The following is a 26,975-nucleotide window of genomic DNA, read 5'->3' on the forward strand; positions in this document are numbered from 1 at the left end:
CATTTTTTGTCATTTCGACGAAGGAGAAATCTCCATAAGAAGCTCTACAAAGATTGGCGATTTTGATTGCGGAGTTACTTGTGGAGATTTCTCCTTCGTCGAAATGACAAACTTTGACTTTAACCATCCATTTTAAAAAAAAACTTTGTGTCTTAGCGCCTTCGTGGCAAAACAACACATCGAAAGAATTTTCTTGTTTATATCCATTTTAACACACTAAAATAAAGATTTCCTAGAAAAAACCGATTTTGATGCTTAATTTTGTAATCCGCAGAAAAAAAATGCGGATTTCTTAATCTTATTCTGATGAACAAAACGGCGCAAATCAAAAAAAATCATCAATTCATTAAATTCCGAAAATTAGTTATTGTTTCTATTTTAATTGGCTTTCTTTCAGCCTTTCTCGGAATTTCACTAAAAAAAATAACCGAATATTACGAAGAAATCTTCTTTCACGAAGTTTCAGTTCATCCTATATTTTACATCATTTTTCCTGTTTTCGGATTATCTGTAATTTATTTTTTAAGACAATACCTTTTTAAGAAAAAAGAAAACAAGGGAATCAAAGAAGTTTTTGAAAGTACTGCTTCAAAATCTAAAAATCTTCCTTCTTATAAAATTCCATCACACTTTATCAACGGATTATTAACGGTTATTTTTGGAGGATCAACAGGAATCGAAGTTTCTACCGTTGTTGCGACGGCGACAATTGGTTCTGTGGCACACGAAAAAGAAAATGTTTTCCGTCAATATAAAACAGAATTAATTTGCGCGGGAGTTGCGGCAGGAGTTACGGCACTTTTCAGCAGTCCAATTGCGGGAGTTTTATTTGCTTTCGAAGTCATTTCCAAAAAAGTAACACGAGCATTCATCATTTCAAATTTAATTGCCGTTTCTATTGCTTTTGGATTATTGTCAATTTTGAAAGAAGAACCGTTGTTTGCAGTTTCAATCACAACATGGCATTTAAAAGCCATTCCGTATTTTATTCTTTTAGGAATTTTAGCAGGAATGAATTCTGTTTATCTAACACGTTGTGTATTATTTTTCAAATCTCAATTCGGAAAAATCGATACACATTATTATAAAATCATTCTAGGATCTGCTGTTTTAAGTCTTTCCTTATTCTTTTTTCCACAATTATACGGAGAAGGCTATCATGCAATTAAAGGTATTTTTGGAAATGCGCATCAAGCTCAATTGACAATTACTTTAGCACTTACATTTATCGGAATTTTAATTCTAAAACCAATTGTTACCTCAATAACATTGGCTTCAGGCGGTGACGGCGGTGTTTTTGCGCCAAGTTTATTTATCGGAGCATTTTTAGGATTGTTATTGGCTTCAATTTTAAATAGTTTTTTTCATGTAAATGTAATTCCGGTTAACTTTATGATTATCGGAATGGCAGCGGTTTTAAGTGCCAGTATTCATGCGCCTTTTACTGCCATTTTTCTAGTTTGCGGATTAACGAACGACTATACTTTATTTTTCCCAATTCTTGTAGTTTGTTTGATTTCAAAATTTACTGCAAAAACGATTTATCCATACACAGTATACAGTTATTCGCCAAGCTTAATCAAATAAACTCAAATTAATTAGCTACAGATTTTCAAAGCAATAAAGTCTAAAATAATATACCTCAAAGTGTATTTAAAAACATAACGAGCAAAATAATACCACACTATGCCCACTGAAAAAATAAAAAGAAGCTATCGCAAAACACGTTATATTCTTTACAAAGAAACCCTAATAGATTATAAAGAACATTTCTGGTCTTTCTTAGGTTCTTTTGTTGGAATCGGAATTTTGGCTTACGTTCAATCTATACATTTTTCTGGTCCAGATGCGGTTTATTTAATTGGTTCTTTCGGAGCTTCGAGTGTATTGGTTTACGGAATTATTCAGAGTCCGTTTTCTCAGCCTCGAAATTTAGTTGGCGGACATGTAATTTCGGCTCTTGTTGGCGTTACAGTCAATAAACTTGTCCCAGACATTATGTGGATTGCGGCACCTTTAGCAGTTTCTTTTGCCATTATTTTAATGCAGATTACTAAAACGCTTCATCCGCCAGGAGGCGCAACGGCCTTAATTGCAGTTATTGGAACAGAAAAAGTAAAAGCCCTTGGTTATATGTATGTTCTTTCTCCAGTTTTTACAGGAGTCATGATTTTACTTTTAACTGCCTTGGTTTTTAATAATATGACTTCAAGCAGAAGTTATCCTAGTCACAGTACTTACCACAAACATTATCATAAAATTAGAAAGAGATTGACTGGGAGGTAATTGTTCTCTTCTATTCAACTTTCACCCTGAGCGATCCCGAGGCTTCGGGAGAAGGGCGTTCCAATTGGACTGGGGCTTCGACTTCGCTCAGCCTGACAATAGAAATCATCTAGTCAAGAAAATCAAAAAATCTTTTCAACAAATCGTAATTCATAATTCGTATTTCATTTTTTATATTTTACCTTTGACCTCTCAATAAAAACAAAGATTATGGTTTATAAATTTAGAGTTATTCTAGACGCCGAAGAAGATATTTTTAGAGACATTGCTATTCTTGAGGAAGATACACTTGAGGATTTACACAATGCAATCTTCAACGCTTTTGGTTTTGACGGATCAGAAGTGGCTTCATTTTATACTTGTGATGATACTTGGAATCAGGAAGATGAAATTCCTCTTTTTGATACAGGCGATGTTCCTGGCGAAATGAGAACCATGAACGATTATCCATTGTCTAGTATTTTAGATAAAGAAAACACAAAAATTATCTATGTTTATGATTTCATCAGTATGTGGACTTTCTTAGTAGAATTGGCTGCGGTTGAAGATGAAACGGTTGGCGCAACTTATCCTGAAACTTTATTCTCTCACGGAGAAATGCCAGACGAAGCTCTTGAAAAAAACTTCGAAGCCGATGATATGCACAACGATATCTACGGAGAATTTGAAGACGATTTAGACGAAGATGATCTTGATATGTTCGAAGGAGACGATAGCTTCGAAGATTATGGATTTGAGGAGAATTGGAATTAGTTTTTGAGGTTCTAAGGTTCTGAGAGGCTAAGGTTCTAAGATTTTTCTTTTGAAAGATTTTTCTTATTTTTATATTTAATTTAAAAATGAAAAATGAGCAATTTTAGAACTTTAATAATTTGGCAAAAATCGATGGCCTTAACGACCAAAATTTATTTTTCAACAAACAATTTCCCAAAAGAAGAAATCTTCGGATTAACTTCTCAAATTAGACGTAGCTCGATTTCTATTCCAAGTAATATTGCAGAAGGATTTGGAAGAGAAAGTGATAAAGATTTTTTACGCTTTCTAAATATTTCTGTTGGGTCTTTATTCGAAATGCAGACTCAATTAGAAATCGCAAAAAATATATCTTTTCTAAAAGAACAAGATTTTAACAATTTATATGAGGACAGCCGCGAAGTAGAAAGAATGTTAGTTTCTTTTATTAATAAAATAAAGGATAGAAACTAAACCGTAGTACCTTAGCATCTCAGAACCTCAGCACCTTAAAAAAAATGATCAACCTTTTCAACACCCACATCGAGACGCTGGCGATACACCGCGTAGGAAACAAAAGCCGTAACGAAGCAATTTTTTTATCGGAGCAGCCATTTAATTTAAATGACGAAATTGTTCCTTTGATAAAAGAATTCTTTTTTAAGCCTTTTAGAGAAAAAGAAGAAAACTATTATCAGTTTGCACACGAAGTGGACTTGGATTACAACGACATGTTCAAATATGCAACTGAGATTTTTGCGAATCCATCTAGTGTACATGAGGTTTCTAAAAACATCACTAAACATTTATACGAGCAGTCAAATCATCCGCATATTAAAAACGGAGAAGTTTATGTAACATATTTGACGAACTTAAGCATTGATAACAATGTTGTTGATGCAATCGGAATTTTTAAAAGTGAATTGCAAGCTGACTTTTTACAATTTGAAGAAAAAAACAGCAACCTTGAAATGATTCTGCAACAAGGAATCAACTTGAATAAATTAGACAAAGGATGTTTGATCTTCAATTATAAAAAAGAAGAAGGATACAAAATTTTAACTGTTGATAGCAACCGTTACGACGCGCGTTACTGGTTAGAGCACTTTTTGTCTGTTGATGCTTTTGAAGATGAAAATTTCATCACTAAAAAATATTTAAAGTTCTGTCAAAACTTCGCAAAAGACGTTGTTTTGCCAGCAGAAGATAAGAAAGAGGAAGTAATGTTTATGAACCGATCTGTGAATTATTTCGCTAAAAATGATCAGTTTGAAGAACAGAATTTCTTGAATGAAGTATTAGACAATCCTGATTTGATTCCTGAATTTAAAAACTATAAAGTTGATAAAGGAGAAAAATACAGCATCGAAGATGTAACCTCATTCCCAATTGCCAACGCTGCCGTTTCTGACGCTAGAAAATCGATTAAAAATGTGATTAATTTAGATACTCACATCCAAATCAAAATGGATTTTATTAATCCTGAAAGTGCAGAAAAATTTGTTGAAAAAGGCTGGGATGAAGAAAAGCAAATGTATTACTACTTAGTTTACTTCAATAAAGAAGAAAAAAGCTAAGAAGTTTTCATTTTCTATTACTTACTTAAAACAAAAAACGGCAGTTACAAACGTAACTGCCGTTTTTACTTTTAGCTTCGGACAAGCGAAATCTTTATAGTTAAGAAGAAATATTTACAATATAAAACTCCAGAGGAGCGACATATATTTATAAATTAAAAAATATATGTCGCTCCTCTGGAGCTTTTTCTTTGGTGTTCTTGAAATTCTATAAATATTTTACCACGCTGGGGTATTTTGACATTTTTTTGTAGAATATTATATTTAAATAAAAAAGGCAATTACGATTTGTAATTGCCTTTTTTTATTTGCTATAATTCTTTCTAAAATAAAGAGAAAATAGCTTTTAGAATATCATCGTAAACTTGTTTGTCTTTCTCGCCTCCTCTCGCCAAAACCCGAATTCCAGAATAATTGTTAAAGATAAAACGGGCAAGCGATCTGGCTTCTTGTTTATCTGAAATCTGACCTGACTCCTGCCCCTTTTTTACGGCATTATAGAAAATATCTTCAACCGATTTTTGATTATCGTGAACAATTTTTCCAATTTCAGGATCGTGCATCGCCAATTCAACAGCAGAATTTACCATAAAACAACCTTTTGTAATGTTGTCTTGAAGACTTTCTAAAACAGCTTGCTTGAAAATTTCTGTAATCGTTGTTCTGATATTTTCAGAGTTTTCAAAAAGCTGAATTAAACTTTCCTGATTTTGCTGCTGATAGCGTTTTAAAGACTTTACAAAAAGCTTTTGCTTATCGCCAAAAGTATCATACAAACTCGAACGGCTTAAACCTAAATGCGTTACCAAATCTTGTGCAGAAGTTCCGTTGTAGCCTTTGTGCCAAAAAATTTCAATTGCTTTCTCTAAAGCCTGATCTTCGTTAAATTCTTTCGTTCTAGCCATCGCTTCAAAATTAAATCAATTTCCAAAGATACTAAAAATACGGAACAATCGTTCCTGAATTAGTCAAAAAAATTATAATACTGTATTTACAGTAAGTCCACCGTCAACAACAATTTCAGTTCCTGTAATAAATGAAGCATCATCTGAAGCTAAAAAACTGATTGTTTTAGCAACTTCTGCTGCTTGTCCAAAACGTTTCAATAAAATTTTGTTTCCTAAAGCTGCGCCTAAACCTTCAACTTCTTCTTTTTCCAAACCTACTTTGCCGTATAATGGAGTTTCAATTGGACCAGGAGAAACTGCATTTACTCTAATTTTTCTCGGTGCCAATTCTGCTGCAAAAATTTTGTTTAATGATAAAACTGCTGCTTTACTTGCTCCATATACACTAGAACCTGGCATTCCTAATTGTGCATTTACAGAAGTATTGAAAATAACAGAACCACCATCATTTAAAATTGGCAATACTTTTTGAACTGTAAAATAAACTCCTTTTACATTCACATTCATGATATTGTCATAATGATCTTCTGAAGCTGAGTCAACTGGAGCAAAAGCTGCAATTCCAGCATTCAAGAATAAAATATCAACTTTTCCGAATTGTGCTTTTACTTGTTCTACTAAACTGTCAATTGATTTTAAATCAGATTGATCGGCAACAATTCCAGTAACGTTTAATTCAGTTTCTGCTTTTGCTAAAGCCTCTTTGTTTCTTCCTGTTACAATTACTTTTGCCCCTTTCGATAACAAGTCAGCAGCTGCTGCGTATCCTATTCCACTGTTTCCACCTGTCACGATTGCTACTTTGTTTTCTAAATTTTTCATTTTATAATTTTTTAAGTTATTGATTATTCAATTATTATGATACAAAGATATAATAACGGAACGATCGTTCCGTTATTATTTATGTTAAAAATAAGTTAATTTTTAAATAATACTTTTTCAAGCCTTTATTTATAAAGGATATAATTATTTAGTTATAAAGGAAAGAAATCGTAAAATGCCATAGATTCTTAATTTATCATTAATTTTGCATTAAAAATAAACTAAGATGGATATTCAATTTTTCAAAGAAAGTCCTTTTGCCACCATAATCTCTTTTCATAAGCTAATTGAATCTTTTGAAGAAATTGCTTTGTCTGATGTTGATTACAGATCAAATTACGCCAAAGCTATTTTAGAACAGATCGATTTGATTCCAGAATTACGAACTGGAATTACCGATTATTCTGTCATTAAAGACAATGAAGCTTTAATCAAAAATATATTAGCCGATTTATTTCCGACTGCATTGACGCACAACGAGATTAAAGCAGTAACGATTCCGTTTCAAAATATTTCTTTTAATTATACAGAGCGTTTCAAGAAAATCTTGAAAAATGCAGGAGATGAATTTTATATGGAAATTCGTGATTTTAGCGAACATCAATTCTATATCAATAACTGCTGTTTGATTCTTAGCTATTATTACAATCAGCATATCGACTTTAATCAGCCTTTTTTCTACGATATTCCAGATGAAAATGGTGTAGAAAGGCATTACAGAATTTTGTACAATGCTGATTTCATGGAAATTATTCCAACTAAAAATGCTATTGAGTTGACTCAAGAAGATATTGATCAGCTTATTGACAATTATAATGATATTGATTTATGGAAATCTAAATTCCCAAAAGGAAGCTGGATTTTAAGAGGTTTCGGAATTGTTTCTTTATTTGACGCTACGACAGAAAGTGCAATTTCTACTTTAAAAAGTAATTTGCTAAAACCTGGCGCAACAACCGCTACTTCAGGAGAGGAGATTTCTAACATATTTCAGTCTATTTTTAATCTTGCGAATCTAAAAGTCGGTTTTATTATTTACAATCCCGAAGAAGAGAAATTTCTCAGACCTGAAAAATATGACACACAACTTAGAAGTTTTTTACTTTCGACCGAACAGGAATTAGATTGTAAAAATGCTTTTTTTGGGTGTTCATTCGAAAATTTATTGGACAAGAATGAGCCTTTTGTAATTTCTAATGTCAAAAAATTCACAGAAGAATCAACAAATAAAAGACTGGGCGAACATTTATTAAAGCAAAATATTCAAAGCTGTATTTTTGCTCCAGTTATAAAAGACGGTCATTTGTTGGGTGTTGTAGAATTAGTTTCTGAAAAGCCAAGAGATTTAAATAGTGTAAATGCCACAAAACTGGATTTAGTTCTGCCGTATTTAACAGACACAATTGATCGTTATAATACGGATATGCAGCATCAAGTTGAAGCTATTATTCAGCGTGAGTACACTACAATTCACCCAAGTGTATATTGGAAATTTAAAAAAGAATCTCAGAATTACTTTCAAAACCTAAATCATACAAAGGATTATATTTTTAAGGAAATTGTTTTTAAAAATGTATTTCCGCTTTATGGACAAATTGATATTAAAGGTTCGTCTGAACATCGAAATGAAACTGTAAAAACTGATTTAAAAAGTCAGCTTACAGCTCTTTTGGAAATCTTTGACAATCAAAAACCTAACTCTAATCTAGTTCTTTTAGAACAAAGAAAGTTTGAATTAGAATCGCTTAGAAGTGAATTGGATTTTCCTTTAAAAGCAGATACAGAACAACATATTCAGCGTTATATTGAAGAAGAAATTCATCCGATTTTAAAAAACACAAAAGGCAGCGCTAAAGACGAAAAATTAGCAGAACTTTATTTTGAAAAGCTAGATGAAAAAACTGGAATGTTTTATCATGAAAGAAAAAAGTTTGATAACGCAATGTCTATTATCAATAAAAGACTTGCAACTGTTTTAGATAAAAAACAAGTTGAAGCGCAACAAATATATCCACATTATTACGAACGTTTTAAAACGGATGGTGTAGAACATAATTTATACATTGGAGCTTCAATTTCGCCAACTAGACCGTTCGATATTATGTATTTGCATAATCTTCGTTTGTGGCAATTGCAGACTTTATGCGAAATGGAATTGGAACATCACGAACTTAAAGAATCGCTTCCATACGAATTGGATGTTACTTCACTGATTTTGGTTTTCAGTTCTCCGCTTTCTATTCGTTTTAGAATGGATGAAAAACGTTTTGATGTTGACGGAACATATAATGCAAGATATGAAGTCGTAAAAAAACGAATTGACAAATCGAACATTAAAGGAAGTAACGAAAGAATTACTGAAAAAGAGAAAATTACAATTGTTTATTCTCAAAATAGTGAAGAAGCTGAATACTTAAAATATATAAAATACCTGCAACACAAGAAAATTTTAGAACCTGCGATTGAGCAATTTGAAGTAGAAGATCTTCAAGGTGTTTCTGGCTTGCGAGCGATTCGAGTTAAAGTAATTAATAATACTTCAAATTCGAAGACCAAAAAAATAACCTATCAAGATTTATTAGATGAGCTCAACTAAAAGTTGAGCTTTTTTTTTAAACACATAGAAACATAGATTTTGAAACTTAAAAAAGGCGTTTCACTTGCATCAATTCACATAGCTATGTGTGAGAAACTAGTTTCTTTTTTAATTCTTTTGTAGATAAAGAGAAAACTATGTTTCTATGTGTTTAAAAACATTTCTGTATAAAAAAAGCTTTGTCAAAGTTTTAAACTTTGACAAAGCTGCTAATCTTTAAAATATGTTTTAAAATTTAAATCGATTTAAAAGCAATTACAAACGAAATAACCGTTATAATTAATCCGAACATAAAAAAGTTATAGGCAATTCGGAGTAGATTGTATTTTCGTTGCAAAACCAATCCAAGATAATATAAATCTTTAATCATAGTTGAATAAAGATAATCTCTGTCTTTCATCATTTCATTCATTGCCCAATCGTAATCTTCCAAAGGCATTTTATAGAAATTCCCGAAGAACATTAAATTTACTTTTTTAGCTTCTACATCTCCTCTTGTAAAAAATCCTGATGTTACTTTTGGTCTTGTTGAAAGTATTGCAAAAATAATCGTAATTACACTAGACATCAACATAATAAAAGTCGGAACAACCAAATGTGCATTTTTTGGACTATCCAATTTTGGGATAATTGACGAAAGTGCAATCGAAATAATAATAGCATTTACAGACAATAAAATATTCGCTTTACTATCGGCAATTCCGCTTAAACGTGTGTGATTTCCAAGTGTAACACGAAACAAAGTATCAATTCCGCGATCTGGTTTTTCTGTTTTGTCTTTCTTTTTGTTTTCTTCTTCGATCGCAGCGGCGGCTTTTAATTCTTGTTTATTGATTTTCTTCTGAATTAATAATAGATTTTTTTCTTTTAATGGTTGCCATTTTTTTAAAGCGTGATCGGTATAAAAACGATGCTTATTCAATAAGAAATTTAAATTTTCTCTCGTCCATTCGGCGTTAGAAAAACTTACAATTCCAGTATTTTTTAATTCCAGACGTAATAATTCGCAAGTTGTAGTGTATTCAGTTCCCATTAAATGCGCATAATCGGCGTCTTTAATGATTTTTTCCAAATGTGTTTTCGGTTCATATTCTTTAGCTGTAGCTAAAATCAAACTAGAAACAAGTGCTATAAATTCGTCTGATTTTCCTTTTTCTCGCAAAAAGTCAGCAGCTATTTTGGTGCTTGTATTTTCGTGATTTTCATATCCATGAACATATCCTGTATCGTGAAACCACGCCGCTACTAAAAGCGCCTCTTTATCATCAGCTTCGACATCTTCTTTTTTACAAAGTTCTTTTACCGCCGTAACCACAGTGAAAGTATGGTTAAAATTATGGTAAGAATATAAATTAGAAAGTTTATCTTTGAGTAAATTACTGACGAAATCTTCGGATTGTTCTATTAGATTCATAAAGAATATTTTTATACCACTAAATTATGAAATTGTTTTTGGATAATCATTTTATTGCAAAAATTAAAACGAGAGCTATTGCTTTGGCAATACTTTTTCTTGTTTATTCTTGTGCAACTCACAAGCCTCAATATGGAAAAAATGTAAGCGCGAACGAAAATGAAAACGCTACAGATACTATAAAAATTGCGCATACTTTTTATTTAGTTGGCGATGCTGGAAATGCTGATGAAGAGCAAGCACAGCAGACACTTGAACTGTTGCATAAAAGACTGAAAAAAGCCAATAAAAAATCGACGTTGCTTTTCTTGGGAGATAACATTTATCCGAAAGGTTTTCCGAGTGATAAAAATTCTGGAGACAAGGCTTTAGCCGAAACTAAGCTGACTAATCAATTAAAATTAGCCGACGGTTATCGAGGAAAAACCGTTTTTATTCCTGGAAATCACGATTGGTACAGCGGCATTAAAGGGCTTGAATTACAAGCAGATTTTGTTACAAAACACTTAAATGATAAGAAGGCATTTTTACCAAGAAAGTCATGCCCAATTGAAGATGTAAAAATAGATAGTACCACAACGTTAGTAACTATTGATAGTGAATGGTTTTTGGAAGATTGGGACGATCATCCAACAATAAATGATAATTGTGAGATTAAAACCAGAGAAGCTTTTTTTGAAGAACTGGAAAATATTTTAAACAAAAATCAAGAAAAAACAGTTGTCCTTGCTATTCATCACCCTTTATTGAGCAACGGAACACACGGCGGACAGTTTTCATTAGAGAAACAATTATTCCCGTTAGAGCAAAAAATTCCTTTGCCAATTATTGGTTCGTTTATTAATTTATTGAGAAAAACTTCTGGTGTAAGTCCGCAAGACATTCAAAATAAACAATACACAATTTATGCTAAGCGAATAAAAACGCTTTTGCAAAAGCAGAAAAACGTAATTGTGGTTTCTGGACACGATCATAATCTTCAATATATCAGCAAAGAAAATATTCAGCAGATTATTAGCGGTGCCGGATCTAAATCTGAAGCGGCAAGAGCAATAAATGAAAATGATTTTTCATACGGCGGAAATGGTTACGCAACTTTAACTCTTTTTAAAAGCGGCGATGCTAAAGTTTCTTATTATGGAAATGAAAACAATAAAGAAAAACTACTTTTTGAGCGTGAAATTATAAAAGCCAAAGAAATTAACTGGGCTTCAGATATTCCGAATAAATTTCCATCTAAAATTACAACCTCAATTTATTCTTCTAAAATGACTGATAAAAGCTGGTTGCATAGCTTTTTGTTCGGAAAACATTATAGAAAATATTACAGCATGCCAATTGAAGCCACAGTTGCAACTGTTGACACTCTAAAAGGCGGTTTGAAACCCATTCGCGAAGGCGGCGGGCATCAATCTGTTTCTTTGAGAATGTCTGATCCAAAAGGTCGTGAATTTGTAATGCGCGGCATGAAAAAAAGTGCCACAGTATTTTTACAGTCTGTTGCTTTTAAAGATCAATATGTGGTAAATGATTTTGAAGATACTTATGCAGAAAGTTTCTTATTCGATTTTTACACCACTTCTCACCCGTATGCGCCTTACGCGATTGATGGAATGTCTAATAAAATTGGGCTTCTTCATACAAATCCGATACTTTATTATATTCCAAGACAAAATGGTTTGGGCGAATTCAATGCGGGTTTTGGAGATCAATTATATATGATTGAAGAAAGACCAGCGGATAATCATTTGGATGGAAAAAATTTCGGAAATCCAAGTAATATAATTGGAACTGATGATTTGATGCTAAATCTTCATAAAGATGAAAAATATTCAGTTGACGAAAAAGAATACATAAAAGCTCGTTTGTTTGATATCTTAATTGGTGATTGGGACAGACATAGCGATCAATGGCGCTGGGCGGAATTTAAAAAAGATGGAAAAGTAATTTACAAACCTATTCCGCGCGACAGAGATCAGGCATTTGTAAAATACGATGGAGCTTTGCTTTCTATTTTAATGAATATTCCTGCATTGCGCCACATGCGTACTTTTAAAGATAAAATTGGCAATGTAAAATGGCTAAGTAGAGAACCTTACCCTCAGGATTTGGCTTTCTTAAAAACGGCTGACCAAAAAGATTGGATTGAACAAGCAAAATATATTCAGGATAATTTATCGGATGCTGACATTGAAAAATCTTTTAAAAACATGCCAAAAGAAGTTCAGGATGAAACCGTTGATGAAATCATTCGAAAACTAAAAAATCGCAAAAAAGAACTTCAAAAATATGCTGCAATTTATGCTAATGTTCTAAGCAGAACGGTTATGATTGCCGGAACGGATAAAAAAGACAAGTTTGTTTTGAACCATAACGCTAAAAAAAGTATTGAAATTCAGGTTTTCAGAGCTAAAAAAGAAGGCGACGAATTGCAATATACCAAAACGGTTACCGATGCTAAAACCAAAAACTTATGGATTTATGGTTTAGATGATGATGATATTTTTGAAGTTAAAGGAAATTACAAATCAAATATTAAAATTCGATTAATTGGTGGTCAGAACAATGACACTTACAACATTGAAAACGGAAGAAAAGTTATTGTATATGATTTTAAATCAAAGCAAAATACTTATAATTTATCCCGAGGCCTCGGGACTAAAACACAGACTCAGTTAACAGACGATTACGATGTTAACTTATACAATTATGAAAAACCAAAATATAACGTAGTTTCTGGTCTTCCAAATATTGGTTTTAATCCTGATGATGGTGTAAAAGTGGGTATTAATTTAAATTATACTGTTAATAATTTTAAACAGAATCCGTACACGCAGAGACATGTTTTAAATGCTTTTTATTACTTCGCAACTGGAGGTTTAGAATTTAATTATGCGGCACATTTCCCTGGATTATTAGGGAAATGGGTTATTGATGTTGAATCACTTTATACAACTCCAAATTTTGCAATGAATTATTTTGGATACGGAAATGAAGCGCAATATGATGATGATTTGAGTTTGGATTATAACCGAGTTCGTATTAGAAAATTTAATGCTTCTGGCGCGATTAGACATGTTGGAAGATATGGAAGTGAATTTAGTATTCAGCCAATTTTCCAAAGAATGACGGTTGAAGAAACTGAAAATAGATATATTAATATTCCGGGAATTGTAAATCCAGATGTTTTTAATACTCAGAATTATGGAAGTTTGAAAGTGAAATATCTTTTCAAAAATTCTGATTTTGCAGCGAAACCAACTTTAGGAATGTTTTTTATGATTGCTGGAACTTGGACTGCTAATCTTGATGAAACTAGCAAAAACTTTCCTACTTTAGAAAGTGCTTTAGGATTTACGCATAAAATTGATAAAAACGGAAAACTGGTTTTGGCAAGTTATCTTAAAGGAAAAGCTATTTTCAATAATAATTATGAATTTTATCAAGGTGCAGCTTTAGGCGGCGATACTGATTTAAGAGGATTTAGAAATGAGCGTTTCTTAGGAAATTCTTATTTTTCACAAAGTTCTGATTTACGTTTGAGTATTGGTAGAATCAGAAAAACTATTGCTCCTTTCACATATGGAATTTTAGGTGGTTTTGATTATGGAAGAGTTTGGCTTGATGGTGAAGATTCTAAAAAATGGCACCACGATTACGGCGGCGGACTTTGGTTAAACGCTATTAATGTTTTGACTGCCAGAATTTCATACTTTAAATCTCCTGACGAAATTGGAAGGGTGATTTTTGGAGCGGCTTATAGCTTTTAACTTCAGGCACAAAGGTTCAGAGTAACAAAGGTTCAAAGGTTTTTATTATTTATCTTAATAGAAGCCTTTGAACCTTTGTGCCTTTGCTACTTTGAGCCTTAAAAAGTCAATTTAAATTCGTAGACGTTCCCTCCTATTTTATCGGCTTTTTCATCGGCGATTAAAAGGGTATTGTTGTTTTTAAAAACGATCGCTTCTTTTTGTGAGAAGAGATTTAATTCTATTTGCGTTTGGGTTCCTTTATGAAATAAATCTCCTTTAAAACCTTTGAACAAAAGCACTTTATCATGACTTAATAATGCAACTTTTTTTCCGTCTGGGCTAATTGTCGCACTTGTTAAAACACAATGATTGTAATTATTGCAGGTTTTAAATTCTCCAATTTTAACTGCTTTTTGAGTTCCTGGAGCGTTTTTGATTTTGTAGATAAAAGCTGTTCCGTCAAAGCCTTTGCTTCTGTTTTTGGTAAAAAGATAGAAATAACCTCCTTGTTCGAAGAAACTTTCAACATCATAAAACATTTCTTTTTTCTTTGGCGGAAATTCTTTTTGTTCCGGATACGAAAATGAAATTTTATATTCGGCTTTTGCTAAATCATTATTCAATTGATTTTTAGCAACTTTATAAATGCATAAATCTCTTCTTTCGTTGTCATTATTTCCAAAATCACCAATGTAAATATTTCCTGTTTTGTCTTTTGTAATGTCTTCCCAATCTACATTTGTCGCGTTCGAAATAGTTATCGTTTTAGCTAATTTTCCTTTAGAATCAATAGCATAAATCGCATTTTTATTTCCGCTGTCTTCCAAAGTATAAAGAATATTGGTTTCAGGAAAATAAGCAATTCCAGAAACTTCTTTTAATTTTTTCGGAAGCGAATAAAGCTCTTTTAAATTAGAATTAGATTGTTGCTGACAAGCCAGTAAAACTATTGAAACTACAACTAAAATTGATTTTTTCATAATTTTTTATTTAACCGCAAAGTTCGCAAAAGTTTACGCGAAGATCGCAAAGATGTTTTTTGAAAATATTTTTAAACTAAATGTGTATTTTTAAAATTACGTGTAATAAATTCGAACGCTGCGTGCATAACGTGCCCCATTGATTTTGCATTTTTAAATTTCATATCGTTGGTATATCGGTACAATTCCATTTTTAATTGTAATAAATGTTCATGTGTCGAAATTGTATCGTGGCACATTATATTCAACAATTTATGAATTCTGGTTTCTGCCGAATGAATACGTTTTGCCAAAATCGCTCTTTCTTCATCTTTATACTGAATGATCGAACGTTCTTCTAACTTTTCTTTAATCAATTGAATCATCGGAAAGTTTTCCTTGAAAAATTGCGGACGATATACTTTAAAATTCCCTTCATAACATTGCTGATCAAAATCGATTGGTCGAATTTTATAAACCACTTGATCAAAATCGTGAATCGGGACAATCACATAATTGTAAGCGCGCATATCTCCCAAAAGACGAATCATACAGCGTTCGTTAAACTTTACAAACTCTTTTGCAATTTGTGCTTTTTCGGTTTCAGAGCAGCTGTCCAACAAAGTATCCATAAAAACATCGCCTGGAATTCCGATAATATGTTCTTCTATCAAAGTATCTTTATAAACCAAAAAATTGATTTTATCTGGCGAAAGAATATCTTCCAACTCTAATCCATAAATTCTGGAAGCATCGGCTTTTTTGATGTAAAAATGAACGTAATTGTCATTGAGAATATTTCTGACTTTGATTCTAAAAGGTTTCGAATTTCCGAAAGTACAATAATCAATTGCGTCAACATTTAGATACTGAATGATTTCACTATTTCCGTCAGAATGCAAAAGCGAATAAATTTTCTTTAGGTTTAAATCAATTTCGCTTCGTTCAAATTCTCCATAATAAACACGAATCCAAAGCGTGTCTGTATCATTTTTATCGTAAACATTAATTGAACCCGAAAAACGAAGCAAATCATCATAAAACACAGAAACTTTAGAAATACGTTCGTATCGTTCTAAATAACTTAAAAGTGGCTGTGTTAAAGGATATGAAGGTTTTTTTAAAACCATTAAAGGCTCGCTCATTTTGAATATCTTTAATACAAATTTACATCAATACGATTTAAAGTTAGAATTTAAAGTAACAAAATTCAAATTGACTCGTCATACTTAAAACTAAAACCTGAAAAATTTGGAAACCATATTAACCATTGAAAATCTAAATAAAAGATACGGCCGAATTCAGGCTTTAAAAAATGTATCTTTTACCATACAGAAAGGTCGCGTTTATGGCATTCTTGGCCCAAACGGCAGCGGAAAATCGACTACATTAGGCATTGTGCTAAATGTTGTAAATAAATCATCTGGAAATTATAAATGGTTTGATGGAAAAGTGGAAACCCACGAAGCCTTAAAAAAAGTCGGAGCTATTATAGAAAGACCAAATTTCTATCCTTATATGACGGCTGAACAAAATTTGAAATTGGTTTGCAAAATCAAAAACATCAATTATTCTAAAGTAAACGAAAAACTGGAATTAGTTGGTTTAAACGATAGGAAAGACAGCAAATTCAGTACTTTTTCTTTAGGCATGAAACAACGTCTGGCAATTGCTTCTGCTCTATTAAACGATCCTGAAATTTTAATTTTAGATGAACCAACAAATGGTTTAGATCCGCAGGGAATTCATCAGATTCGAGATATTATTAGAAAAATTGCGTCGCAAGGAACTACAATTTTACTCGCATCGCATTTATTAGACGAAGTAGAAAAAGTATGTTCTGAAGTAATTGTATTAAGAAAAGGGGAAATTTTATATTCTGGTTCGGTTGATGGAATGGCATCAAACGAAGGTTTCTTTGAAGTACAATCTAATGACAATTTGCTTTTGAAAACAGTTTTGCAAGAACATCCTGCTATAGATCGAATTGCTGAAGAAGATGGAAAAATTTTAGTTTATCTGAATTCTGAGTTATCTGCTTCAGATTTAAATCAGTTTTTATTTTCTAAAAATATTGTTTTAAGTCATTTAGTAAAACGCAAAAACAGTTTAGAAGCTCAGTTTTTAGAATTAACCAAAAATGCAATTGCTCAAAAAAACTAAACCATGAAAAGACTTCTCTCTATAGAATTACAAAAAATCTGGATGAATAAAGCCAGTAGAATTTTAACTTTAACTTATTTCATATTACTTTCTTTTATAGCGCTTATTGCTGCCATAAAATTTGATATTGGTCCATTTAAATTTCATTTAGCCGAAATGGGAATTTTTAATTTCCCTTTTATCTGGCATTTTAATACGTACGTAGCAGCTTGGTTAAAATTCTTTTTAGCAATTGTAATTGTTTCTATGATGGCTAATGAATATAGTTACGGAACTTTAAAACAAAATCTAATTGATGGTTTGAGCAAAAAAGAATTTATACTTTCAAAATTCTTGACAGTGACTTTATTTGCATTCGGATCTACAGTTTTTGTTTTTATAATGAGTTTGATTTTAGGATTATCTTTTTCATCTTATACTGAATTTGGCATCATTTTTAGCGATTTAGATTACCTCTTAGCCTTTTTTGTAAAACTAACTGGTTTCTTTTCTTTCTGTTTATTTCTAGGAATTTTAGTAAAACGTTCTGCCTTTGCATTGGGATTTCTTTTGGTTTGGAGTATAATTGAAGGAATTATAAGAGGAACTTTAGCTTTTAAAATTTTTCCTGAAAGCGATACTGATGAAATGATTACACAGTTTTTGCCTTTAGAAGCAATGTCCAATCTGATTGTTAACCCAGGTCCAAGATTATCTGTTATTAAAAATATTGGCACACAAATGGGCATTAGTACGGATATTGATTATAGCGTAAGTTATTCAGCAATTTTAATCGTATTAGTATGGACTTTGGTATTTATATCTTCTTCGTATAAATTATTAAAAAATAGAGATTTATAGTATATTTGCTACTATGAATTATCCAAAAATACCACTTTTTATATGCCTTTTACTCTGTGTCTGGTCTAAAACTAGTGCCCAAAATATTATTGTTGATCCGAATGTAACTCCAGAAGATTTAGTTAAAAATATTTTAATCAACAGTGCTTGCTTAAGTATAGAAAATATAAATGCTTCTGGAAATCCAATACCAGGAAAACAAAGTTATGGTTCTTTTACAGCGGGAAACAATTTTCCTTTTTCTAGCGGACTTGTTTTAAGCACTTCTTCTAGTAAAAATGCTGAAGGACCATATAATCAGGCAACTTCTATAGGAGAAAAGATTATGTCTTGGGATGGTGACGAAGATTTGAACACTGCTTTAGGAACTTCTACAAGTACACAAGCAACTGTTTTAGAATTTGATTTTACGCCTTCAACCAGTTCAATAAGCTTTAATTATTTTTTTGCTTCGAATGAGTATCAATCTTTTTACCCATGTTCTTATTCAGATGGTTTTGCTTTCTTGATTAAAGAAGTCGGAACAACAGAACCTTATAAAAATTTAGCTGTTTTACCCAACACAACTACCGCTGTTTCTGCCACAACGGTCCATCCTAGAATCAATAGCACCATTGTTCAAGGAGTTCCAAAACCAGGATGTGATGCGATTAACGAAAATTACTTTAACGGTTATAATTCACCATCAAGTCCAATTAACTACGCAGGACAAACTGTAGTTATGAATGCTTTTACAGATGTAGTTCCTAATAAAAAATATCACCTGAAATTGGTTGTTGCTGATGATTTAACTAGAAATTTCCATTCAGCAGTTTTTATAGAAGGAGGCAGTTTTTTAAGTAAAATCAATTTTGGAGAAGATAGAACATTTGCTAATGACAATCCGGTTTGCTTTGGCGAAAATTTTGTTTTAGACACAAAATTAAACGGCGCCAATTATACTTTTAAATGGTACATAAAAGACGCTTCTAACAATTATGTGTTATTATCTGGAGCAACAACGCCAACCTATGCTGTAATAACGCCAGGAACATACAAAGTTGAAGCAAGTTTAAACAATGTTTCCTGTATAGCAACAGGAGAAATTTCGGTAGAATTTACCCAAGAAATAAAATCAACAAATACTTCTATATTACAATGTGACGATGATACTGATGGAATTACATTTTTTGATTTAACTAAAGTAGCCAATATTGTAAAAAACAACGTTTCGCAAATCACCAATCAAGGTTATTATGAAACTTTAGCAAATGCGAGAAACAAAGTAAATCCAATTCTTAATCCAAAAAAATATTTCAACAAATTTCCGAATCAAACTGTATATGCTAGAATCGAAAATACTTTTGGTTGTTTTGCAACTCCGCAAATTTTGCTAAATGTATCTCCTTATATTATTCCAGATCAGCCTCCATTTGCAACATGCGACGAAGATTCAGAACAAGATGGTTTATATCAATTTAATTTGGCCGATCAAGTAACACCGCAAATTATGACAACACTTCCTTCTGGATTGGTTGTCAATTACTTCTTAACGGCAGATGATGCTTTATCCGAAACAAATCCGTTGCCGAATATTTTTAAAAATACAATTCCGAATAATCAAACAATTTATGTTCGAGCTATAAACGGTCCAGATTGCTATGATATCGCTCCTATACAATTAGTTGTACACACTTTTGATCCTCCAAATTTTGAAGACGAGACTTTATATTTGTGCAAAGGTGAACAAATGACTTTATCGGTTGCAACTGGTTTTAAAAGTTATCAATGGTCAAATGGAGATAATGTTAACTCAACAATAATTAATACAGCTGGAGATCATAAGATTGTGGTAACTGACTCAAATGACTGTCAAAAAACAAAAACATTTAAAGTAATTTTATCTGAACCAGCATTCATTACTGGAGCTGACGTAAAAGATTTTTCTGGAATAGATAATTCTGTTCAAGTTTTATATACTGGAGTTGGTAATTATGAATTCTCGCTTGACGGATATACTTTCCAAGACGATCCTACATTTAGGCAAGTAAAATCAGGCATTTATAATGCAACAGCTCGAGACAAACATGGATGTGGCATTTCTAATTCATTTTTGCTTTATGTTTTAGATTATCCTCGATTCTTCACTCCGAATGGAGATGGTTACAACGACCTTTGGGCAATTGAAAATATAGGTCAAATGCCAGATTATAGTATTTCTATTTTTGATCGCTATGGAAAACTATTAAAACAAATGAATCAAAATAGTTCTGGCTGGAATGGAGTATTCAACGGACAAGAATTACCTTCAGACGATTATTGGTTTACGCTTTTATTTGTAAACGGGAAAATTGTTAAAGGTCATTTCTCATTAAAAAGATAAAAATTTAAACTCTAAAATTTAAATTCCAAATTCTAAAATACGGTAAAAAAAGAATCCCAAACTCCATTCCCGAGGCTTCGGGAGGAATTTGGGATTTTTTATATTGAAAGAAAAACTAATTAGATTTTATATCTTTTTCTATCAGTTTCACTTAAGTAAATCTTTCTTAAACGAAGAGATTTTGGAGTAACTTCAACATACTCATCTTTTTGAATGTACTCTAAAGCTTCTTCTAAAGAGAATTTGATAGCTGGAATAATTCTAGCTTTATCATCAGCTCCAGAAGAACGTACGTTAGAAAGTTTTTTCGTTTTAGTAACGTTAACAGTCATATCGTCGCTACGAGTGTTTTCTCCAATAACCTGACCTTCATAAATATCCTCATTTGGATCAACGAAGAATTTACCACGATCTTGTAATTTATCGATAGAGTAAGGAATAGCTTTTCCGTTTTCCATTGAGATTAATGAACCGTTGTTACGTCCAGGAATTTCTCCTTTGTATGGTTCGTAACCTATGAAACGGTGTGCCATAATAGCCTCACCAGCTGTAGCAGTAAGTAATTGATTTCTTAAACCGATAATTCCACGAGATGGAATATTGAATTTAATAATCATACGCTCACCTTTACCTTCCATAGAAAGCATTTCACCTTTACGGATTGTAACGAATTCAACCGCTCTACCTGAAAGATTTTCTGGTAAGTCGATAGTTAATTCCTCAATTGGCTCACATTTAACGCCATCAACTTCTTTGATGATAACCTGTGGCTGACCAATTTGAAGCTCATATCCTTCTCTTCTCATTGTTTCAATAAGAACAGATAAGTGAAGTACACCACGACCAAAAACCATGAATTTATCAGCAGAATCAGTTTCTCCAACTTTCATTGCTAAGTTTTTTTCAAGCTCTTTCGTTAATCTTTCACGGATATGACGAGAAGTAACAAATTTACCTTCTTTACCAAAGAAAGGAGAATCGTTAATTGTAAACAACATACTCATTGTTGGTTCATCGATAGCAATCGTTTGTAAAGCTTCTGGATTTTCAAAGTCAGCAATTGTATCACCAATTTCAAAACCTTCAACACCTACAACAGCACAAATATCACCAGCAACTACTTCTTCAACTTTTCTACGGCCTAAACCTTCGAAAGTGTGTAATTCTTTAATTCTTGATTTGATAACTTTACCATCTCTTTTTACTAAAGAAATTGGCATTCCTTCTTTTAAAGTTCCTCTTTCAAGACGACCAATAGCGATACGACCTGTAAATGAAGAGAAATCCAAAGATGTAATTAACATTTGAGGAGTACCTTCAGAAACTTTAGGAGCTGGAACATTAGCAATAACCATGTCTAATAATGGCTCAATGTTTTCTGTTTGATTTTTCCAATCATCAGACATCCAGTTGTTTTTAGCAGAACCGTAAACAGCTGGGAAATCTAATTGTTCTTCAGTAGCACCTAACTCAAACATTAAGTCGAAAACTTTTTCGTGAACTTCTTCTGGAGTACAGTTTTCTTTATCAACTTTGTTAATAACCACGCATGGTTTTAAACCTAAGTCAATAGCTTTTTGTAGCACGAAACGCGTTTGTGGCATTGGTCCTTCAAAAGCATCTACTAGTAAGCATACACCATCGGCCATGTTCAATACACGTTCAACTTCACCTCCAAAATCCGCGTGGCCTGGAGTGTCAATAATATTGATTTTTGTTCCTTTATATTGAACTGATACGTTTTTAGAAGTAATTGTAATACCTCTCTCACGCTCTAAATCGTTATTATCTAGGATTAAATCACCTGTGTTCTCGTTTTCACGAAATAATTGACAGTGATACATAATTTTATCAACCAAAGTGGTTTTACCGTGATCGACGTGGGCAATAATTGCAATGTTTCTAATAGATTCCATCTGTGATTTTTAATGGGCGCAAAGGTACACTTTATTTTGATAAAAAAAACGTTTCTAATATAGTTTACGTATATACAATCAATTAGTTAATATAATTCATCAAAATATAGCCCTTAAATTGACATTAACATATGTTTAGTTATAGTTAATTTAACTATATTTGGAGTAATGAAAAGTAAAACTCTCCAAATTACTCTTATTTACACCATCATAACGATAATTATGGCAATTATTTGTCATCAATTACTAACAACCTACTTTTCACTTTCTCAATACCCGCTTTTATCGCTCTTGAAGGATATTTCATTCATTTTAATAACGGGAATAGTTTTTAGCTTCATACTTTCAAAAAACGAAAAAAAGAATATTAGCATTTTCGAAAAGTTAAACAAAACTAATGAAGACATAAAGGAATCTAACGAGAAATATGACATTGTAGCAAAAGCAACAAGCGACACAATTTGGGATTGGAAAATTCAAGAAGACAGCATCAATTGGAACAAAGGAATCGAAAGCGTTTTTGGTTACAACCCAGAAGAAGTGGGCAAAACTTCAAAATGGTGGTTTGATAAAATTCACCCTGAAGACAGCATCCGAATGTCAATAAAACTCTACTCTTTTATTGAACAAAAAACACAAAATTGGCAGGATCAATATCGTTTTAGATGCGCAGATGACACTTACAAATATGTTTTAGACAGGGGTTTTTTATTAAAGGATGAAAAAGGAAGAGCCATCAGAATGATTGGAGCCATTCAGGATATCACTAAACAAAAAGAAGAAGAACAACGTTTAAAACTTCTGGAAACGGTAATTACACAATCTAAAGATTCTATTTTAATTACAGAAGCCAATTCGCCAGACGGTAAAATTCCAAAAATCGTTTATGTTAACCCAGCGTTTTCACAAATGTCAGGTTATCAGTCTAATGAAATAATTGGAAAATCAGCCAATATTTTTAAAGGCCCAAAATCTGATTCTGACGAATTAAAAAAATTATTAAAGGCAATAAAAAACGAAGAAGAATGCCTAATCGAAACTATTACTTATACCAAAAACAAGGAAGAATACTGGGTACGTTTCTCTATGATTCCGATTTTTAATAATGATGAAGTTATTACCCACTGGATTTCTATACAGCGAGATATTACAGACGAAAAAAAATTAGAAACAGAAAAAGAACATCTTATTCGAGAACTTACTCAAAACAACAAAGATCTTAAGCAGTTCTCTTACATAACTTCTCACAACCTTCGAGCTCCATTATCTAATCTAATTGGACTTCTAAACTTAACTGAAGATATTCCGATTGAGAATGAAGAACTCCAAGAAATCTTAGCAGGATTTACAAAATCTACCCATTTGCTTAACGAAACAATTAATGATTTAGTGAAAGTCATTATTATTAAAGACAATCCTTCAATGCAAAAAGAAGAAGTTTCTTTAAAAGAAGTTTTTGAAAATGTTTTTAGCCAATTATCCTTCCAAATTGAATTACACAAACCCATTATCAAACTTAAGTTTGACAAACTGCCACAGCTAATAATAAATAAAGCGTATATTGAAAGCATTTTACTTAATCTGCTAACCAATTCAATAAAATACAAATCTGAAAACAGAAAACTAAAAATAGCTATTATAGCCGAACAAGTAGACAATAAGGCAATAATCACCTTTAAGGACAACGGAATAGGAATCGATTTAGAAAGAAATCGAGATAAAGTTTTTGGGCTATATCAAAGATTCCACAATTATCCAGACAGCAAAGGATTAGGGCTTTATCTTGTAAAATCGCAAGTAGAAACGATGGGAGGAACAATTGCCATAGATAGTGAAGTTAACAAAGGCACCACATTTACAATAACATTTAAAAACTAATTATTATGCTTGAGCAGATTTTATGCATAGACGATGATCCAATCACATTAATGCTATGCAAAAAAGTAATTTCAAAATCTTCATTTTCGCATGAAGTTATTACAGCTCAAAACGGTGAAGAAGCACTTCATCATTTCAACACCTTAAAATACACCAATGATAAAAATAAAAAAAAACCAGAATTAATATTTTTAGATCTAAACATGCCTATCATGGGTGGCTGGGAATTTTTAGATCATTTTACTTCTTCTGCTTATAATGAATTTAATTCTGCTCCAGTAATTGTTTTATCCTCAACGATTGATCCCGAAGATCTTGCTAAAGCAAAAAAATACCCAATTATCATTGATTTTCTTTCAAAACCGGTTACACAACAGATGTTAGAATATCTTAAAAAGAAAATTGATTTATAAAATTTTCAAAACTCCAAATATTTAAAATCCAAATTCCAATCTTTACATAGATTTGAATTTGGATTTTATTTTTTGTTTGAATTTCTATTGGAGTTAAAGCAAAAAAAAGTCCTCTAAAAGAGGACTTTAATATCTTTAGCAAATTGTATTAATTACAATTTAGCAACATGTTTAGTTAATTTAGACTTCAAGTTAGAAGCTTTATTATCATGAATGATGTTCTTTTTAGCTAATTTATCAATCATAGAGATTACAGTAGATAACTTAGCAGCAGCATCAGACTTATCAGTAGCTAATCTTAACGCTTTAATAGCATTACGAGTAGTTTTGTGTTGGTATCTGTTAAGTACTCTTTTCTTTTCGTTACTTCTGATTCTTTTTAATGCTGACTTATGATTTGCCATTTTCTTTCAATTTTAGATGTAATAATTATTATAAATACTAGTTAAAAAAGAAAAACCTCCCACAATTGCAAAGCAATCACTTTGGTTTTAACTAATAAAATAAAAACCGAGACACCAATTCTTATTTTACAAAACTTATTTACAACTAATTTTGTAGTCCGTAGGGGAATCGAACCCCTGTTACCAGGATGAAAACCTGGCGTCCTAACCCCTAGACGAACGGACCTAAATTCTCCTAGTTTGGAAACTTTTCAATATGTAATATAACTTGTAGTCCGTGGGGGAATCGAACCCCCCTTACCAGGATGAAAACCTGGCGTCCTAACCGATAGACGAACGGACCGTGCTTCTCTAATGCGGATGCAAAGATACATCTATTTTTTAGTTGCACAATAGCTGATGCTAATTTTTTTATTTTTTTTTAATAAGCCTTTGCAAACAGCACTCTTTTCGAAGAAGGACCACCAGTAAACACACAGGTTCCCGCCTCTTCAACAGCGTCCAAAGGAATACAACGAATCGTAGCTTTTGTCAAGTCTTTTATCTTTTCTTCGGTAGCCGCAGTTCCATCCCAATGTGCTGAAACAAAACCTCCTTTACCTTCTAAAACCTCTTTAAATTCCTCAAAGCTATTTACTTCTGTAATATGTGTATTACGATAATTCAAAGCTCTATCAAACAAATCTTTCTGAATCTGCTCTAACAAATCATTTACATAATCAACAATTTTCTCTGAAGCCACAACTTCTTTTGACAAATTATCGCGTCTTGCCACTTCAAAAGTTCCGTTTTCTAAATCTTTCGGACCAACAGCAATTCTAACAGGAACACCTTTTAATTCCCATTCAGCAAATTTAAATCCTGGCTTTTGAGTCGTCCTGTCATCATATTTTACAGAAATCTTTAGTTTTTTCAATTTTGCAGTCAATTCATTAACCGCAGCAGTGATTTGCGCTAACTGCTCATCTGTTTTATGAATAGGAACAATTACCACCTGAATTGGCGCCAAATTAGGAGGCAGAACCAAACCTTGATCATCTGAATGCGTCATAATCAAAGCCCCCATCAAACGAGTTGATACTCCCCAAGAAGTTCCCCAAACATGTTCTTGTTTTCCTTCCGCATTAGCAAACTTAACGTCAAATGCTTTTGCAAAATTTTGACCTAAAAAGTGAGAAGTTCCAGCCTGCAAAGCTTTTCCATCCTGCATCAAAGCTTCAATACAATAAGTTTCATCAGCACCTGCAAAACGTTCTGTTTCTGTTTTAAATCCTTTCACTACAGGAATTGCCATAAAGTTTTCAGCAAAATCTGCATATACATTCATCATTTTCTCAGATTCCTCAATAGCTTCTGCTTTTGTAGCGTGAGCTGTATGCCCTTCCTGCCATAAAAACTCTGCAGTTCTTAAAAACAAACGCGTACGCATTTCCCAACGAACCACATTAGCCCATTGATTAATCAACAAAGGCAAATCTCTATATGACTGTACCCATCCTTTATATGTAGACCAAATAATTGCTTCACTTGTCGGACGAACAATAAGCTCTTCTTCTAGTTTTGCATTTGGATCAACCATTAATTTTCCGGGCCTATCTTCATCATTTTTTAATCTATAATGCGTCACAACGGCACATTCTTTTGCAAATCCCTCAGCATTCGTTTCTTCAGCCTCAAACATGCTCTTCGGCACGAATAAAGGAAAATAAGCATTTTGATGTCCTGTTTCTTTAAACATTCGATCTAACTCAGCCTGCATTTTTTCCCAAATAGCATATCCGTACGGTTTAATAACCATACATCCTCTAACTCCTGAATTTTCAGCTAGATCTGCTTTTACAACCAGCTCGTTATACCATTTCGAATAATCTTCTGATCTTGTAGTGAGGTTCTTACTCATATTATATAGTTTGGCACAAATTTTGTTTTAATAATTTTAACTAAATAGTTTGA

Annotated in this window: 20 protein-coding genes and 2 tRNA genes; 12 read left to right on the forward strand and 10 right to left on the reverse strand. The window is 32.3% G+C overall.

All coding sequences use genetic code 11. The features are described from left to right. Positions 1–306: 306 nt before the first annotated feature. The 5 genes from NYQ10_RS21840 (at position 307) to NYQ10_RS21860 (ending at position 4,595) form a co-directional block, all read left to right on the forward strand. Positions 307–1,587: a chloride channel protein gene (locus NYQ10_RS21840; protein ID WP_289878236.1), complete on the forward strand. Its 1,281-nt coding sequence runs from the start codon at positions 307–309 to the stop codon at positions 1,585–1,587. A 99-nt stretch (positions 1,588–1,686) separates the two neighbouring features. Continuing rightward, complete coding sequence (locus NYQ10_RS21845) at positions 1,687–2,286, forward strand: HPP family protein (RefSeq protein ID WP_289878237.1); 600 nt, start codon at positions 1,687–1,689, stop codon at positions 2,284–2,286. A gap of 210 nt (positions 2,287–2,496) precedes the next feature. After that, a complete protein-coding gene (locus tag NYQ10_RS21850; RefSeq protein ID WP_289878238.1) occupies positions 2,497–3,039 on the forward strand; it encodes an IS1096 element passenger TnpR family protein in 543 nt (180 codons plus the stop codon). 93 nt (positions 3,040–3,132) lie between these two features. Continuing rightward, positions 3,133–3,492, forward strand: a complete 360-nt coding sequence (locus NYQ10_RS21855; RefSeq protein WP_289878239.1) for a four helix bundle protein — start codon at positions 3,133–3,135, stop codon at positions 3,490–3,492. A 44-nt stretch (positions 3,493–3,536) separates the two neighbouring features. Further along, complete coding sequence (locus NYQ10_RS21860; protein WP_229349243.1) at positions 3,537–4,595, forward strand: nucleoid-associated protein; 1,059 nt, start codon at positions 3,537–3,539, stop codon at positions 4,593–4,595. A 323-nt stretch (positions 4,596–4,918) separates the two neighbouring features. Here NYQ10_RS21860 and NYQ10_RS21865 read toward each other — a convergent pair whose 3' ends face one another. Both NYQ10_RS21865 and NYQ10_RS21870 read right to left on the reverse strand, forming a co-directional pair. Continuing rightward, complete coding sequence (locus NYQ10_RS21865; RefSeq protein ID WP_289878240.1) at positions 4,919–5,500, reverse strand: TetR/AcrR family transcriptional regulator; 582 nt, start codon at positions 5,498–5,500, stop codon at positions 4,919–4,921. Positions 5,501–5,572: 72 nt separating this feature from the next. Continuing rightward, complete coding sequence (locus tag NYQ10_RS21870) at positions 5,573–6,325, reverse strand: glucose 1-dehydrogenase (protein WP_289878241.1); 753 nt, start codon at positions 6,323–6,325, stop codon at positions 5,573–5,575. Positions 6,326–6,551: 226 nt separating this feature from the next. Between NYQ10_RS21870 and NYQ10_RS21875 the strand changes: the two genes are divergently transcribed. Further along, positions 6,552–8,921 (forward strand): GAF domain-containing protein, encoded by a 2,370-nt coding sequence (locus NYQ10_RS21875; RefSeq protein WP_289878242.1) that lies wholly within the window; start codon positions 6,552–6,554, stop codon positions 8,919–8,921. Between the two features lie 235 nt (positions 8,922–9,156). On the opposite strand, the gene NYQ10_RS21880 is transcribed toward NYQ10_RS21875, so the two are convergent. Continuing rightward, entirely contained in the window at positions 9,157–10,335 is a 1,179-nt protein-coding gene (locus NYQ10_RS21880; protein ID WP_289878243.1) for a Pycsar system effector family protein, read from the reverse strand. 26 nt (positions 10,336–10,361) lie between these two features. Here NYQ10_RS21880 and NYQ10_RS21885 point away from each other — a divergent pair, with 26 nt between their 5' ends. Further along, on the forward strand, positions 10,362–14,105 hold the full coding sequence (locus NYQ10_RS21885; RefSeq protein ID WP_289878244.1) for a metallophosphoesterase: 3,744 nt from the start codon (positions 10,362–10,364) through the stop codon (positions 14,103–14,105). A 98-nt stretch (positions 14,106–14,203) separates the two neighbouring features. Here NYQ10_RS21885 and NYQ10_RS21890 read toward each other — a convergent pair whose 3' ends face one another. Both NYQ10_RS21890 and NYQ10_RS21895 read right to left on the reverse strand, forming a co-directional pair. Beyond that, positions 14,204–15,067: a hypothetical protein gene (locus NYQ10_RS21890; protein ID WP_289878246.1), complete on the reverse strand. Its 864-nt coding sequence runs from the start codon at positions 15,065–15,067 to the stop codon at positions 14,204–14,206. A gap of 71 nt (positions 15,068–15,138) precedes the next feature. Further along, positions 15,139–16,191 (reverse strand): hypothetical protein, encoded by a 1,053-nt coding sequence (locus tag NYQ10_RS21895; protein ID WP_289878247.1) that lies wholly within the window; start codon positions 16,189–16,191, stop codon positions 15,139–15,141. 106 nt (positions 16,192–16,297) lie between these two features. Between NYQ10_RS21895 and NYQ10_RS21900 the strand changes: the two genes are divergently transcribed. The 3 genes from NYQ10_RS21900 to NYQ10_RS21910 are packed head-to-tail and all read left to right on the forward strand — an operon-like array spanning position 16,298 to position 20,411. Next, positions 16,298–17,209, forward strand: coding sequence for an ABC transporter ATP-binding protein (locus NYQ10_RS21900; RefSeq protein WP_289878248.1), 912 nt, complete (start codon positions 16,298–16,300; stop codon positions 17,207–17,209). Between the two features lie 3 nt (positions 17,210–17,212). Continuing rightward, positions 17,213–18,049: an ABC transporter permease gene (locus NYQ10_RS21905; protein ID WP_289878249.1), complete on the forward strand. Its 837-nt coding sequence runs from the start codon at positions 17,213–17,215 to the stop codon at positions 18,047–18,049. A gap of 13 nt (positions 18,050–18,062) precedes the next feature. Beyond that, positions 18,063–20,411 carry a T9SS type B sorting domain-containing protein gene (locus NYQ10_RS21910; protein WP_289878250.1) on the forward strand — a complete coding sequence of 783 codons (2,349 nt, stop codon included), beginning with the start codon at positions 18,063–18,065 and terminating at the stop codon, positions 20,409–20,411. 119 nt (positions 20,412–20,530) lie between these two features. Here NYQ10_RS21910 and typA read toward each other — a convergent pair whose 3' ends face one another. Then, the gene (typA, locus tag NYQ10_RS21915; protein WP_289878251.1) at positions 20,531–22,327 is read right to left on the reverse strand and encodes a translational GTPase TypA; all 1,797 of its coding nucleotides are present in this window, start codon (positions 22,325–22,327) and stop codon (positions 20,531–20,533) included. 168 nt (positions 22,328–22,495) lie between these two features. Between typA and NYQ10_RS21920 the strand changes: the two genes are divergently transcribed. Together NYQ10_RS21920 and NYQ10_RS21925 are read left to right on the forward strand one after the other, a co-directional pair. Further along, positions 22,496–24,205, forward strand: a complete 1,710-nt coding sequence (locus NYQ10_RS21920) for a PAS domain-containing sensor histidine kinase (protein WP_289878252.1) — start codon at positions 22,496–22,498, stop codon at positions 24,203–24,205. 5 nt (positions 24,206–24,210) lie between these two features. Continuing rightward, positions 24,211–24,618, forward strand: a complete 408-nt coding sequence (locus tag NYQ10_RS21925) for a response regulator (RefSeq protein WP_289878253.1) — start codon at positions 24,211–24,213, stop codon at positions 24,616–24,618. Between the two features lie 152 nt (positions 24,619–24,770). On the opposite strand, the gene rpsT is transcribed toward NYQ10_RS21925, so the two are convergent. From rpsT to proS, 4 genes are all read right to left on the reverse strand, one after another. Then, positions 24,771–25,022: a 30S ribosomal protein S20 gene (rpsT, locus tag NYQ10_RS21930; RefSeq protein WP_091492106.1), complete on the reverse strand. Its 252-nt coding sequence runs from the start codon at positions 25,020–25,022 to the stop codon at positions 24,771–24,773. 154 nt (positions 25,023–25,176) lie between these two features. Next, positions 25,177–25,248 (reverse strand) — tRNA-Glu (locus NYQ10_RS21935). A 45-nt stretch (positions 25,249–25,293) separates the two neighbouring features. Then, positions 25,294–25,365, reverse strand: a tRNA-Glu gene (locus tag NYQ10_RS21940). A gap of 78 nt (positions 25,366–25,443) precedes the next feature. Then, positions 25,444–26,922 (reverse strand): proline--tRNA ligase, encoded by a 1,479-nt coding sequence (gene proS, locus NYQ10_RS21945; protein WP_289878254.1) that lies wholly within the window; start codon positions 26,920–26,922, stop codon positions 25,444–25,446. Between the last annotated feature and the right edge of the window lie 53 nt (positions 26,923–26,975).

It is taken from the genome of Flavobacterium johnsoniae, from assembly GCF_030388325.1.
GTDB lineage: Bacteria > Bacteroidota > Bacteroidia > Flavobacteriales > Flavobacteriaceae > Flavobacterium > Flavobacterium johnsoniae_C.